The sequence below is a fragment of the Knoellia terrae genome, assembly GCF_048606435.1.
Lineage (GTDB): Bacteria > Actinomycetota > Actinomycetes > Actinomycetales > Dermatophilaceae > Knoellia > Knoellia terrae.
Genome location: NZ_JBMBWH010000011.1, coordinates 70,656 through 84,539 on the forward strand (window position 1 = coordinate 70,656; position 13,884 = coordinate 84,539).

Annotated in this window: 11 protein-coding genes; 2 read left to right on the top strand and 9 right to left on the bottom strand. The window is 70.4% G+C overall.

Features of this window, described 5'->3' with window-relative positions; all coding sequences use genetic code 11:
* Positions 1-56: 56 nt before the first annotated feature.
* The 8 genes from ACOJV9_RS14540 to cuyB all read right to left on the bottom strand — a co-directional run bounded on the left by ACOJV9_RS14540 (position 57) and on the right by cuyB (position 9,499).
* Positions 57-1,112: a type IV toxin-antitoxin system AbiEi family antitoxin domain-containing protein gene (locus ACOJV9_RS14540; protein WP_420185935.1), complete on the bottom strand. Its 1,056-nt coding sequence runs from the start codon at positions 1,110-1,112 to the stop codon at positions 57-59.
* A gap of 163 nt (positions 1,113-1,275) precedes the next feature.
* Positions 1,276-2,052 (bottom strand): phosphate ABC transporter ATP-binding protein PstB, encoded by a 777-nt coding sequence (gene pstB, locus ACOJV9_RS14545; RefSeq protein WP_420185936.1) that lies wholly within the window; start codon positions 2,050-2,052, stop codon positions 1,276-1,278.
* A 61-nt stretch (positions 2,053-2,113) separates the two neighbouring features.
* Positions 2,114-3,034 carry a phosphate ABC transporter permease PstA gene (gene pstA / locus ACOJV9_RS14550; RefSeq protein ID WP_420185937.1) on the bottom strand — a complete coding sequence of 307 codons (921 nt, stop codon included), beginning with the start codon at positions 3,032-3,034 and terminating at the stop codon, positions 2,114-2,116.
* Entirely contained in the window at positions 3,031-4,041 is a 1,011-nt protein-coding gene (gene pstC / locus ACOJV9_RS14555) for a phosphate ABC transporter permease subunit PstC (RefSeq protein ID WP_420185938.1), read from the bottom strand. The genes pstA and pstC overlap by 4 nt, the downstream gene beginning before the upstream one ends.
* 98 nt (positions 4,042-4,139) lie before the next feature.
* Complete coding sequence (gene pstS, locus ACOJV9_RS14560; RefSeq protein WP_420185939.1) at positions 4,140-5,267, bottom strand: phosphate ABC transporter substrate-binding protein PstS; 1,128 nt, start codon at positions 5,265-5,267, stop codon at positions 4,140-4,142.
* A 179-nt stretch (positions 5,268-5,446) separates the two neighbouring features.
* Entirely contained in the window at positions 5,447-6,370 is a 924-nt protein-coding gene (locus ACOJV9_RS14565) for an NUDIX hydrolase (RefSeq protein ID WP_420185940.1), read from the bottom strand.
* 41 nt (positions 6,371-6,411) lie between these two features.
* Entirely contained in the window at positions 6,412-8,724 is a 2,313-nt protein-coding gene (locus ACOJV9_RS14570; RefSeq protein WP_420185941.1) for an RNA degradosome polyphosphate kinase, read from the bottom strand.
* Positions 8,725-8,791: 67 nt separating this feature from the next.
* Positions 8,792-9,499, bottom strand: a complete 708-nt coding sequence (gene cuyB, locus ACOJV9_RS14575) for a cysteate racemase (protein ID WP_420185942.1) — start codon at positions 9,497-9,499, stop codon at positions 8,792-8,794.
* A gap of 98 nt (positions 9,500-9,597) precedes the next feature.
* On the opposite strand from cuyB, the gene ACOJV9_RS14580 reads away from it, so the two are divergent.
* Both ACOJV9_RS14580 and ACOJV9_RS14585 read left to right on the top strand, forming a co-directional pair.
* On the top strand, positions 9,598-10,818 hold the full coding sequence (locus tag ACOJV9_RS14580) for a lipid II:glycine glycyltransferase FemX (protein WP_420185943.1): 1,221 nt from the start codon (positions 9,598-9,600) through the stop codon (positions 10,816-10,818).
* Positions 10,819-10,831: 13 nt separating this feature from the next.
* Positions 10,832-12,184 carry a carboxylate--amine ligase gene (locus ACOJV9_RS14585; protein ID WP_420185944.1) on the top strand — a complete coding sequence of 451 codons (1,353 nt, stop codon included), beginning with the start codon at positions 10,832-10,834 and terminating at the stop codon, positions 12,182-12,184.
* A gap of 10 nt (positions 12,185-12,194) precedes the next feature.
* On the opposite strand, the gene murJ is transcribed toward ACOJV9_RS14585, so the two are convergent.
* Positions 12,195-13,883 (bottom strand): murein biosynthesis integral membrane protein MurJ, encoded by a 1,689-nt coding sequence (gene murJ / locus ACOJV9_RS14590; protein WP_420185945.1) that lies wholly within the window; start codon positions 13,881-13,883, stop codon positions 12,195-12,197.
* Position 13,884 lies beyond the last annotated feature (1 nt).

Sequence of the window (13,884 nt, forward strand, 5' to 3'; positions counted from 1 at the left end):
TCGGTTCGGGTCACATCCCCACTTCTTGCGGGTTCGGCTCGGTGGGTGTCTGGTCGTCACCAGAACCGGCGCTCGAACTCCGTGGCTAACCGAGCCCGCCACCTCCGCAGCTCCTCGTCCACGGCGCACTCGACCAGCGGGGATCGGCAGCAGGCGCAGCGGTACACCGCACTGACGGTGTGCAAAGGGGAAGCCAGCAGCAGTGCCTGCAGCCGACCGTGGATCTCTGCCCCCGAGATGGCCTCCCGCGGCGTCCAGCGCAGCACCCGAAGACCGTGCTGGAGCAATCGCGCCTGGCGGTGCTCCTCCTCGGCGAGGGCTGCGCGCACCGCGTCATCGGTCGCTCCACCCAGCAGGTACTTCTGCACGCCGTCCGCCTCGCCGACGATGCCCTGCTCCGGCCAGAGGTTGTCGACCCGGGCGATGAACTCGCCGTCAGGAGTGAGAATCTCGACCTGCGGAGTCGCGGGCGGGCAGCCCCAGCGCGCCATCGCCCAGGCCGACACCGACTCCAGCCAGTTCTCGCGACGCCCATCGGCGAGCAGGAGGACGTCGTTCGACGCTGCGACTCCGGGCCAGCGACGCTGATGACGGCGCACCGCCAGCAGCTGTGCGTGCGACACGACACCAGCCCGAAGTGCTCCATCGGCAACGGCGAGGGCATCCCGTCCGTGGAGCTCGCGGGCGCAGTCGATGACGGTCCGTGGTGGGTTGAGACGAGCGTGACCATCACAGATCTCGATGTGCGCGTACGGAGTGGCGCCCCGGTGGAACCGTCGCCAGTCGTCCGTCGGGCTCGTCCTGACATCGTCCAGGACGGTCATGCTGACCAGGTCCGGAGCGTATGCCGGGTGCGGAAGCCCCATGACCGCGGCGGCACTGCTGTGGCTGAGGATGGCGTCGGGGGTGAGACGTGCCGCGGCCCGGCTGAGGTCCCGGTGACGCTCCCAGACCGGACGTTGGCACCAGGGCGCGCTCACGGCATACAGACCGCGTGACACCTTGGTGAGTGAGCCACGTCGTGCAGCGCGGGACACCGCCGACGCGGTGTGACCCGCGGTGATCGCCTCCGCCCGCGAGAAGGGCTGGGGGAGGGAGCTGAAGACATCCATGTCCCCAGCGTGGACAGACGGCCGTTAGGGCGAGAGCCCGATCGTGCGGGCTGTGGACAACGCGCAGATCGGGCGTCGTTGTGGACGAGGGCTGAACCGAACTCGCAAGAAGTGCGGGACCGCGGTGACCCGATCTGGCAATAAGTCGGGGGTACGGGCGGGGTCAGCCGAAGCGGCCGGAGATGTAGTCCTCGGTGGCCTTCTGCGAGGGGTTGCTGAAGATCTTCTGGGTGCCGTCGACCTCGACCAGGCGCCCGGGCTGCCCGGTCGCCTTGAGGTTGAAGAACGCCGTCTGGTCCGAGACCCGCGCCGCCTGCTGCATGTTGTGGGTGACGATGACGATCGTGTACTGGCTCTTGAGGTCGTTGATGAGGTCCTCGATGGCCAGCGTCGAGATCGGGTCCAGCGCGGAGCACGGCTCGTCCATGAGGAGCACCTGCGGCTCGACGGCGATGGCGCGCGCGATGCAGAGTCGCTGCTGCTGACCACCGGACAGCCCCGCCCCCGGCTTGTCGAGGCGGTCCTTGACCTCGTTCCAGAGGTTCGCGCCCTTGAGCGAGGCCTCGACGACCTCGTCGAGCTTCTTCTTGTTCTTCACGCCGTTGAGCTTGAGGCCCGCGGCGACGTTGTCGCGGATGGACATCGTCGGGAACGGGTTGGGCCGCTGGAAGACCATCCCGACGGTGCGGCGCACGGCCACCGGGTCCATCGACGACGCGTAGAGGTCCTGGTCGTCGAGCGCGACCCGACCGTCGACCCGCCCGCCGGGGATGACCTCGTGCATGCGGTTGAGGGTGCGCAGCACGGTCGACTTGCCGCACCCCGAGGGCCCGATGAAGGCGGTGACGGAGCGGGGCTCGACGGTGAGGGTGACCCCCTCGACGGCCTTGAAGTCGCCGTAGTAGATGTCGAGGTCCTTGACGTCGATGCGCTTGGCCATGAGTGGTGTCGTGTCTCTCTGTCGTGACTGTCGGGGGCGGTGTGCCGGGTGCGCGGCCTGGTCAGGTCCGCACCTTGCTGAACCGGCCGACGAGGCGGCCGAGGATGTTCAGCAGGAAGATGATGAGGATGAGCGTGAGGGCGGCGCCCCAGGTGCGGTTGACCGCTGCCGGCAGGCTCTCGCCATAGGTCTGGTAGATCATCGACGGCAGCGTGGGCATGAGCCCGTCGAAGAGGTTGGTCGCGATGACGGCGGTGTAGGGGCCGAGGATGATCAGTGGCGCCGTCTCGCCCATGACGCGAGCAAGACCGAGCAGGACCCCGGTGACGATGCCCGAGAACGACGTGGGGATGACGATCCTCATGATCGTCTTCCACTTCGGCACGCCGAGCGCGTAGGAGGCCTCGCGCAGCTCGTTCGGGACGAGCTTGAGCATCTCCTCGGTGGAGCGCACGACGGTCGGGATCATCAGCATGGTGAGCGCGAGGCAGACCGCGAACCCCACGCGCTGCAGCCCGAGCGTGCGGACCCAGAGCGCGTAGATGAACAGGGCCGCGACGATCGACGGGATGCCGGTGAGGATGTCGACCATGAAGGAGACGGCCTTGGCCAGCCGTCCCCGGCCGTACTCGACGAGGTAGACGGCGGTGAGGACACCGATCGGGACCGAGATGAGGGCCGTGACCGCGGCCTGGATGATCGTCCCCTGGATGGCGTGGACCGCGCCGCCCCCCTCGCGGCGCGAGGTGATGCCGGACTGCGACTTGGACCACCAGTCGAGGTCGAGGACGGTCTGGCCGCCCTTGACCAGGGTCGCACCGAGGATCCAGACCAGCGGGACGAGGGCGATGGCGAAGGCACCCCACATGACCGCCCGGGCGAGCTGGTCCCGGAATGCGCGTCCGCCGGACTTGCCGCCGAAGTCGTCCTGCGTGCGGGCCGTCGTCGTGCGCGTGTCCTCGACGCTGCTGAGGGTGCTCATTCGCTGAAGGCCTTCCGGCGCTCGATGACGACCCGGGCGGCCGCGTTGACGATGAAGGTGAGGATGAACAGGACGAGCCCCGCGGCGATGTAGGCGCCGGTCTTCTGCGCGGAGTCGAACTCGCCCGCGTCGTTGGCGATCCGGGACGCGAAGGTCTCGCCGCCGCCGAAGATCGAGAACGAGAACGCGTCCGAGGTGTTGAGGGCCGAGAGCAGCAGGGTCACGGCGAGGGTCTCGCCGAGCGCGCGACCGAGGCCGAGCATCGCCGCCGAGATGACGCCCGGCTTGCCGAAGGGGAGGACCGCGGTGCGGATCATCTCCCACTGGGTCGCCCCCAGCGCCAGCGCGCCCTCCTTGTGCGTCGTCGGCACCTGGGCGAAGACCTCGCGCGAGATCGCCGTGACGATCGGCAGGATCATGATCGCGAGGATGAGACCCGCGAAGGCGAGCGTGCTCGAGGCGCTGATCCCGCCGTCGGTGAAGAGCGGGAACCAGCCGAGCGCCCCCGTGAGCACGTCCTGGACAGGCTCGAAGTACTGGCCGGCGATCTTGAGGCCCCAGAAGCCGTAGACGATCGACGGCACGGCAGCCAGGAGGTCCACCAGGGCGGCCGCCGGCTTGCTCAGCCAGTGCGGCGCGTACTGGGTGATGAACAGCGCCACCGCCACACCGAGCGGCACGGCGACGACCATCGCGATGATGGAGGTGACGATCGTGGCCCACAGCAGGTCGACGATGCCGAAGCGGGGGTCCTCACCGCTGGCCACCCACTCCCTTGAGGTGAGGAAGTTGGCGTTGTTGTTGAGCAGCGACGGGACGGCCTGGACGACGAGGAAGACGCCCACGAGGCTGACCAGAGCGATGACGAAGACGCCTGCGCCGGTGGCGAGCCCGCCGAAGATCCGGTCACCCAGCCGCCCGGTCGCGGCGCGGTCACCCTCCAGCGGGGGTCGGCCGTCGTCGCCGGGAAGCTCGTCGACCGCACTGCGCCCGGTGATCGATGGCACGTTGTCGCGTCCTCTCAGGAGGGGAGGGGGAGAGGGGGCGGGCCGGACGGGCCCGCCCCCTCAGTGGACCAGATGGTCGACCGGTCCGGAAGGACGGGTCAGGAGATGGCGTCGATGGCCGTGACCACCTTGGTCTGCACCTCGGCGGGGAGGGGGGCGTAGCCGACCTCCTCGATGGCCTTCTGGGCCTCCTCGGAGGCGAAGAACTTCAGGAAGGCCTTGATGTTCTTCTGCGTCTCGGCGTCCTTGCCCTTGGAGCAGACGATCTCGTAGGTCACGAGGTTGATCGGGTAGGCACCCGGCTCCTTGGTGGCGTAGTCGAGCTTGAGGGCCAGGTCGTTGCCCGTGCCGGTCTGCTCGGCGGTCGCGACGGCCTTGCCGACCGACTCGGAGGTCAGCTCGACCGCGCCGGCGCCGTTGTCGATGGCGGCGACACCGAGGTCGTTGTCCTTGGCGTAGCTCCACTCGACGTAGGTGATCCCACCGTCGGTGCTCTTGACGCCCTCGGCGACACCGGCGGACTTCGCCTTGCCCTCACCCTTGCCGTCCCAGGTCTTGGCGGGCTCGCCCGGCCAGTTCGCCTCGGCGGCGGCCTTGAGGTACTTCGTGAAGTTCTCGGTGGTGCCCGACTCGTCCGAGCGGAAGAACGGCTTGATCGCGGTCGCGGGGAGCTCGACGCCGGAGTTCACGGCGGCGATCTTCGGGTCGTTCCAGGTCGTGATCTTCCCCTGGAAGATGTCGGCGGCGACCGCCGGCGTCAGGGTGAGCTGGTCGACGCCCTCGAGGTTGTAGGCGACGGCGATGGGGCCGGTGACGAGCGGGATGTTCCACGCGGGGGACCCGCAGGCCGCCTCGGCCTCCTCGGCCTCGATCTTGCCGTCCTTCTCGACCGTCTTGAGGGCCGAGTCCGAGCCGGCGAAGTCGACCTGGCCGCCGAGGAACTGCTTGATGCCCGCGCCCGAGCCGGACGGGTTGTAGTTGACCGTGGCGCCGGTGCACTTCTCACCGAACATCGCCCCGACCTCCTCGAAGGCGTTCTTCTGGGCGGACGAGCCCTCGGCGTCGAGGGTGCCCTCGAAGCAGTCGGCGGGGGCCGATGCGCTCGACGTGCCCTCGGCCCCAGCGGCCGAGTCGGTGCCGGAGTTGTTGTCCGAGCCGCAACCGGCCAGGGCGATCGAACCGACGAGGGCGAGGGACGCCATCGCGCCGAGACGCTGAATCTTCACTGTGTGTACCTCTCACAAGGAAATGTGCGGGAAGCCGGAGGCGCCACGACATCGGGGCCCGACTCCTCGAAGGTAAGGAGGGTCGGTGACCGGTCGGCCCGTGCCGGGTGAACGAGGCGTGAACGCTGTTCGGCCATTGCCTGTCGGGCAGTTCAAGCGAACCGACGAGGGCGGCGGCGTCAGGCGGGCAGGTGGCGCTCGACCGCGACGACGCGAGCGGCCTCGCCGGACCCGGTGACGTGGAAGACGAGCGCCTCGCCCTTGACCAGCCGGTCGTCACGCGCCTCGGCGAACGCCTCCAGCATCCCGGCCGCGTCGGGGCCGCGCAGCGCGAGGTGCGGCACGAGGACGTCGAGCAGGCCCTGCATCACCGGCCCGTGCGAGCAGACCACCACGGGCCGGGCGCGCTGGAGCAGCCGGGACAGCAGCTCGGCGGCCCTCCCCGGACCCTCCTCGTGCCCCTCCTCCGACAGGCTGTTCTTGGCGCGTGGCTCGATCCGGGCAGACACGGCATACGGACGGACGGTGTCGAGACATCGCGCGGACGGTGAGCTGACCAGCCTGGTGATCCCGTATGCCGTGAGCACCGGCACGAGCGCGCGCGCGCGCTCGCGTCCGCGCTCGTTCAACGGCCGCGCCGGCTCGTCACCCGCCCAGTCGGAGCGGGGGACGGCGCGGGCGTGCCGGAGGACCACCAGCGGCCAGGTGTCGAGGGTCCCCTCGGAGTGCAGCCGGATGACGGCCCGGAGCTGGTCGCGGTCGTGCGCGTAGTCGAGGCGGGAGTAGGCCTCCGAGACGTCCAGCCACGCCGTCTCGTCGATCTCGTTCTCGAGGACTCCCGCACCACCGGTGACCGACGCGGCCCAGTAGCGGACCACCTTCTCGGCGGGCTCGCCGTCCTTGGTGAGCACCATGTAGCGGGCGCCGGGGAGTGGCCGCCCGAGTCGGACCTCGAGCCCGGTCTCCTCCACGCTCTCGCGGGCGGCCGCAGAGGCCCAGTCCTCGCCGGGGTCGAGCTTGCCCTTGGGCCAGGACCAGTCGTCGTAGCGGGGTCGGTGCACGAGCAGGACCTCGAGCGCGCCGGCGCGCACCCGCCACGGCACCGTTCCTGCCGCGGGGATGACCTGGGAGGGAGCCGGGGGGATCAGCGGCGCCGGGCCTTGCGTCGGCGCTTGGCGTGCATCTCGATGAGAGCCGTCTGGATGTCGTCGAGCGGCTCGCCGTCGGGACCGACGTGCCGCCTCGTCCACCGGCCGTCGCCGCTGAGCACCCAGTGGGCGTAGTCCCCGCTCATGCCCCTGGTCATCAGGGAGGTGAGGTCGGCGACGTGCCGGGGGTCCCCGAGGCGCACGAGGCACTCGACGCGCCGGTCCAGGTTGCGGTGCATCATGTCGGCGCTGCCGATCCAGGCCTCGACGTCGTCGCCGGTCCCGAAGAGGAAGACGCGGGAGTGCTCGAGGAAGCGTCCGAGCACCGAGTGGACGGTGATGTTCTCGGACAGCCCCTCCACGCCGGGGCGCAGGGCGCAGATGCCGCGCACCCACACGTCGACCTTCACGCCGGCCCGGGACGCCCGGTAGAGCGCGTCGATGACCTGCTCGTCGACGATCGAGTTCACCTTGATGCCGATGTAGCCGCTGCCCGCCGTGGCCTCCTCGCGCTCGATCTGCTCCTCGATCCGCTCGACGAGGCCGGTCCGCACGGAGCGGGGCGCGACGAGGAGGCGCTTGAACTTGCTGCGCGGGGCGACGCCCGAGAGCTGGTTGAACAGGCGGGTGAGGTCGTCGGCGACCTGGTTGTCGACGGTGAGCAGGCCGAAGTCCTCGTAGAGGCGCGCGGTCTTGGGGTTGTAGTTCCCGGTGCCGATGTGGCAGTAGCGCCGCAGGCCGTCCTCCTCCTGCCGCACGACGAGGCTGAGCTTCGAGTGCGTCTTGAGGCCGACGATGCCGTAGACGACGTGGACCCCTGCGCGCTCGAGCTTGCGGGCCCACTCGATGTTGTTCTGCTCGTCGAAGCGGGCCTTGATCTCGACGACGGCGAGGACCTGCTTGCCGCTGTCGGCCGCGTCGATGAGGGCGTCGATGATGGGGGAGTCGCCGCTCGTGCGGTAGAGGGTCTGCTTGATGGCCAGCACGTTCGGGTCGGCGGCGGCCTGCTCGATGAACGCCTGCACCGAGGTGGAGAACGAGTCGTAGGGGTGCTGGAGCAGCACGTCCTGCTTGCGGATGCTCGCGAAGATGTCGCGCGCCTTGGCGCTCTCGGTGGGCGCGAGGTCGCTGTTGGTGCGGGCGACGAACGCGGGGTAGTGCAGGTCCGAGCGCTCGAGGTCGGCGATGATGTTGAGGCTGCGCAGGTCGAGCGGAGCAGGCAGCCGGTAGACCTCCGCGGCAGACACGCCGAGCTCGCGCACGAGCAGGTCCATGACGTGGTCGTCCATGTCGCGGTCGACCTCGAGGCGGACCGGTGGGCCGAACCGGCGGCGGGTGAGCTCCTTCTCGAGCGCGGCCAGCAGGTTCTCGGCGTCGTCCTCCTCCACCTCGAGGTCCTCGTTGCGGGTCACCCGGAAGGTGTAGTGCTCGTGGACCTCCATGCCGGGGAAGAGCTGGTCGAGGTGGGCGCCCATGACGTCCTCGAGCGGCACGAAGCGCACGTCGAAGATGTCGCCGGATGCGCCGCTCCCGCCGACCCGCAGCAGGCGGGGCAGCAGCGGCGGGACCTTGACCCGGGCGAAGTGCTCCTTGCCGGTCTTGGGGTTGACGAGCAGCACGGCGAGGTTGAGCGACAGCCCGGAGATGTAGGGGAAGGGGTGGGCCGGGTCGACGGCCAGGGGCGTGAGGACGGGGAAGACACGGTCGGTGAACAGCTGCCCCAGCTGCTCCTGCTCGACCTCGGACAGCTCGTCCCATCGGACGACCTGGATGCCCTCCTTCTCGAGGGCCGGCTGGACCATGTCGTCGTAGACCCTGGCCTGCATGTCGAGCAGCTCGTGGCTGACGACCGAGATCTGCTCGAGGACCTCGCGGGGCTCGAGGCCGGAGGCGGAGCGGACGGCGAGGCCGGTCGCGATGCGCCGCTTGAGGCCCGCGACCCGGACCATGAAGAACTCGTCGAGGTTCGACGTGAAGATCGCGAGGAAGCGTGCGCGCTCGAGCAGCGGCACGTCCTCGTCGGCGGCCAGCTGGAGCACCCGCTCGTTGAACTGCAGCCACGAGATCTCGCGGTCGAGGAAGCGGTCGGTCGGCAGCCCGGCCTCGTCGACGTCACCCGGCGTGCGCACGAAGCGGCCGTTGGCGGCGCGGGGCTGGGCGGCGCGTGCCTCGGCGGCCGAGGCGCTCGCGATCGAGACCTCCTGGACGAAGCGGGCGCCCGCTGCCGCCTGGGCGGCCGAGTCCGCGGCCTCGATCCCGGTCGTGGCGAGGTCCTCCTCGGCGGCTGGGCTGCTGGTCGACGGCGTCATGACCTCATCGTGTCAGGTCGAGGGAGACTTCAGGAGTCCTCGACCGGAGGTTCGGCACGGGCGGCCTTCACCGCAGCCGGCCGCCGGCCATGGTCACGGTGCGCGCGGCGAGGGCGTCGAGCGAGTCGATGACGTGGGCGTCGTCGACCGCGAGGTCGGTGCGCAGGATCGAGAGCTCGGTGCACCCCAGCACGACGGCCTCGGCGCCCTGCGCGCGCAGGTGCGCGACCGCCGCGTCGAAGCGTTCACGCTCGACCGGTATGCCCGCCTTCACGCCGTCGTAGATCATCGACATGACGTCCTTCTGCACCTGCTCGTCGGGGGCGACGGCGGTGAGGCCGGCCCGCTCGGCGGCACGGTGGTAGGTACGAGCCCGCAGGGTCCCGTCGGTGGCGAGGATGCCGATCGTCGTCAGGCCGGGCACCGCAGCCCGAGCGGCTGCGATCGTCTCGGCGACGATGTCGATGACCGGGATGGTGACGGCGGCCGCGACCTCCTCCTGGAAGGCCTGTGCGGTGTTGCACGGGACGGCGAGGAACTTCGCCCCCGCGCGTTCGAGCTGGCGGGCGTCCTCGGCCATCACCGGTCCGGGGCTGTCCGTCGAGTCCCCGACGAGGTATGCCGTCCGGTCCGGGATGCTCGCGTGGTTCCACACGAGCATGTCGATGTGGTCCTGGTCGCGCGAGGCGTCGGTGAGGTCGAGGATGCGCTGCATGAAGTAGACGGTGGCCATGGGGCCGAGGCCGCCGAGGATGCCGACAGGTTCGTTGCGCACCCGCCGAGCGTAGCCCCGGTGCCCGTCGCGTCCGCGGGGCGGCCGCACCCGGTGGATAGACTCCCGGCGACCGGAGACCACCCCGACCAAGGAGCTTCGTGGCACTGTCCACCCTCGACCTCACCCCGCTCGAGCACGACGAGTTCGTGCGGGAGCACCCCCACGGGCACCTCATGCAGACGACACCGTGGGGCAGGGAGAAGGAGCTCACCGGGTGGACCTGGCGCACCGTCGCCGTGGGCCGCACGGGTGCCGACGGCGAGCGCGAGGTCACCGGCGCCGCGCTCCTCCTCTTCCGGCGCACCCCGGTGCTGCCGATGGCCCTGGCCTACTGCCCGCGCGGCTTCGTCGTCGACTGGTCCGACGGCGAGAGCGTCGACGCGCTGCTCGCGGAGGTGACCCGCGTCGCCAAGGAGAACCGCGGGGTCCTGCTGCGGCTCGACCCGGCCGTGCGGATCGACGACCCGGCCGTCCGTCCGGCGCTGGAGTCGCGTGGCTTCACGCGCACCGACCCGGGCGACGACGCGGCCAGGACGCTCGCCCAGCCGGCGCTGCGCATGGTCACCGACATCTCCGACCTCGAGGCGCTGCACCAGGAGCTCTCGCAGGGCACCCGCCAGTCGATCCGCAAGGCAGAGAAGTCGGGACTGGTCTACGAGGCGGTGGGCCGCGACCGGATCCCGGCGTTCTACGAGCTGATGAGGACGACCGGTGCCCGCGACGGCTTCGGCATCCGCAGCCTCGACTACTTCACCACCCTCTACGACGTGCTCTCGCCGACCGACGACATCGTCGTCTCTCTGGTCCGGCTCGACCACGGCGCTGCGGCCGAGTCGGCCCGGCTGAAGGTCGAGGACCTGCGCCAGCAGCTCGAGAAGGCACAGGCCAAGCGCGAGAAGTACCCCTCCGAGAAGGCCGACCGCCAGGTGCAGGGCCTCGAGGAGAGCATCGCCAAGAACGAGGCCTCGGCCGCCGAGTTCGAGGCGGCCCACGCGGAGCACCCCGACGGCCAGTACCTCGCCGGCTCGATCTTCGCGACCTGCGGCCCCCGCGGCTCCTACCTCTACGCCGCGTCGTCCGACGAGCACCGCAACCTGCGCCCGAACTACCTCATGGTCTGGCGGATCATGCAGGACGCCGCCGCCAGGGGAGTGACGAGCTTCGACTTCGGCGGCATCGACGCCTCCGAGGGGCTCGAGGAGTTCAAGCGCCAGTGGAACCCCGAACGACGCGAGTATGCCGGTGAGTTCACCAAGGAGCTCCGTCCCCTTGCGGGCCGGCTCGTCGACCTCGTCGTCCGCGTCTACAAGCGTCGCTGAGAGGACGGTTCCCTTGTCTTCCAAGCCTTCTCGGTCCACGCAGTCCTCTGCGTCCATCGCGGACCGGCCCTTCGTCCCGGTGGTCGTCGGTGCGCACGTCGGTGGCTACTCGCTCGTCCGGGCCTTCCACGAGGCCTACGGCGTGAGGTCGCTCGTCGTCACCGGTGCGACGTCGTGGGTCGTCGACGACTCCGCGATCCTCGAGGTGGTCCACTGCGCCGACGCCCACGACCCGGAGGTCCTGGCGGCCACCCTGGCCGGCTCGCCCTTCGCCGGGCTGTCCGCCCCCAAGATCCTGCTCGCCACCTCGGACGCGCTCGTCGACGTCATCGCCCTGATGCGCCACCAACTCGACGACTCGTGGAAGGTCCCCTACGTGGGAGCGGGACCACTCGCGATCGCCACGCGCAAGCACACGTTCGAGCAGGCTGCGCAGCGGGCGGGCGTCACCACTCCGGCGACGACCTTCGTCGACCTGGGCGACCCGGCATACGACCCCGCGCACGTGGAACCGCCCGAGGGTGCGGGCTACCCGCTCATCGTCAAGCCCACCGCCCCAGCGGCGTGGAACGCCGTGACGTTCGAGGGCCAGGCCAAGGTGCACGAGGTGGCCTCGCCGGAGGAGCTGCGCGACCTCGTCGGCCGGGTGCAGGCGGCCGGCTACCGCGAGACGCTCGTCGTCCAGGACAGGATCCCGGGTGACGACACCGGCATGCGGATCCTCACCTGCTACTGCGACAGGGACTCCCGGGTGCGCTTCGCGTCGTACGGGCGGACGCTGATCGAGGAGCACTCGCCCGGGCTGCTCGGTGTGCCGGCCGCGATCCTCACCGGTCAGGACCGCCGGATCGTCGACGAGGCCGTGCGCCTGCTCGCCGAGCTGCAGTGGGTCGGCTACGCGAACTTCGACCTCAAGTACGACCCCCGCGACGGGCAGACGAAGTTCTTCGAGCTCAACCCGCGGCTCGGTCGGTCCAACTACTACGTCACGGGGACCGGCTACAACCCGGTGACCTGGTACGTCGAGGAGTACGTCCACGACCGGCTGCCCACCGAGTTCGAGCTCGTCGAGGCCGACACAGAAACCGTCTACTCGGTCGTCCCGGTGCGCACCATCAAGTGGGCGCTCGCCCGGCACCCCGACCTCTGGGCGCGCGTGCAGCGGGTGGTCAAGGCCGGCGGGCTGCGCAACCCGCTGCACTACCGCGCGGAGCGGAACCCCTTGCGGTGGGCCAAGATCCTCGCGGCCGGCATCAGCTACGACCGCAAGTTCCACCAGTACTACGACCCCGAGGCGGCCTACCACCCCGGCGGCGAGCCGGCCGACTCCCACGTCCCCCGGGCGGCGGCGCCCCCGACCCGCTGACCCCGTCGAGTCAGAACGGAAGCCGGCGCAGGACCGGGGCGAGGACGTCGTCGACCTCGCGAATCCGCAGGAGCTTGGCGGCACCGAGGAACACGAGGCCGAGGACGAGCCCTCCGACCGCCAGCGAGATGCCCTGCAGCAGCCACTCGCTCGCCGGGTCCGCGACGAGGGAGGCCGTGCCCCAGGCGGCGAGGCCGGCCACCGTCGACGCCAGGACCAGTCGGGCCCACAGCCGCGTGACGCCCGCCAGCCCCAGACCACCGAGCTGGCGGCGCGCCACGAGCAGGAAGGCCGCGGCCGAGACGATGTTGGCGACAGTCGCACTCGCGGCAACCGTGGCGACGACGTACTCCGGCGGTGAGACCCACACGGCCACCGCGCAGCCGGCGAGGTTGATCGCCGTCATGAGCGCCACGAGCCAGAAGTTCATCCAGCCGTCGCCGCGGGCGAAGCAGTAGCGCTGCTTGAGCGCGGTGATCCCGAACGGCAGCAGGCCGACCGCCATGAGGGCGAGGACGAGGGCGACGCTGCCGGGCTCGTCGATGCCCCGGCTCGGGTCGTAGCGGATGCCCGGGAAGAGCGTGGCGGCCATGGGCCGGCCGAGCGCGATGAACGCCGCCGCCGCCGGGATGAGCAGGACCGCCGGGCTGCTCATCCCGCTGAGCACCCGCCGCCGCATGCCGGGGAGGTCGCCCTCCTCGTGCGCCCGGGACATCGCGGGGAAGAGCGCGGTGACGACCGAGGTGGTGATGATCGAGTGGGGGAGGATGTAGAGGCTGTAGGCGAGGGCCTGCACACCGTTGCCCGGGACGCCGTCGACCGCCTCGCCCGGAGACATGACGCGGGTGCTGACGAACCCGTAGAACTGCGAGATGACGAGCGCCGCGACCGTCCACCCGGTCATCCTCGACATCTCGCCGAAGCCGTAGCCGCGCCAGCCGAACCGTGGCCGGTAGCGGAAGCCGGACCGGCGCAGCGGCAGCAGGAGGCTCAGCCCCTGCACGGCGATGCCGAGGGTGGTGGTGAGCCCGAGCACGAGGACCATCTCGGTCGTCCACGTCGAGGCGGTCGGTTGCTGGCCCCACTGCCAGATGAACCAGGCGAGCCCGACGATCTGTATGACGTTGGCCCAGGCGGGCGCCCACGCGTAGGCGAGGAAGTTGCCGCGGGCGTTGAGCACCTGGCCGAAGACCGAGTAGAGACCGTAGAAGAACAGCTGCGGCAGGCAGAGGTAGGCCATCGTCGTGGTGAGCGACATGAAGTCGTCGCCGGCGCCGTCCTTGGTCAGGGCGCCGATGATCCACGGCGTCGCGGCGAGGCACAGCAGGGTCGCGCCGCCGAGGACGAGCAGGCACAGGGTGATGAGGCGGTCGCTGAAGTCCTGCCCGCCGTCCTTGCGCATCATCGCCCTGGTGAGCTGCGGGATGAGCAGGGCCGAGATGAGCCCGCCGTTGATGAGGACGTAGAGCTGGGTCGGCAGCGAGTTGGCGATGGTGAAGGAGTCGAGCGCGACGGCTCCACCGACGACACCGGTGAGCAGGGCGGCCCGGACGAAGCCGAGGACGCGGGAGCCGAACGTCCCGATCGCCATGATCGCGCTGTTGCGGGCGACGTCGTCACCGGTGGCGCGGGCGGCGGCCGATCCGGCTGCCGCGCCCTCGGGATCCGCCTCCGCGCCTTCGGGCCGGGTCTCCGTCACG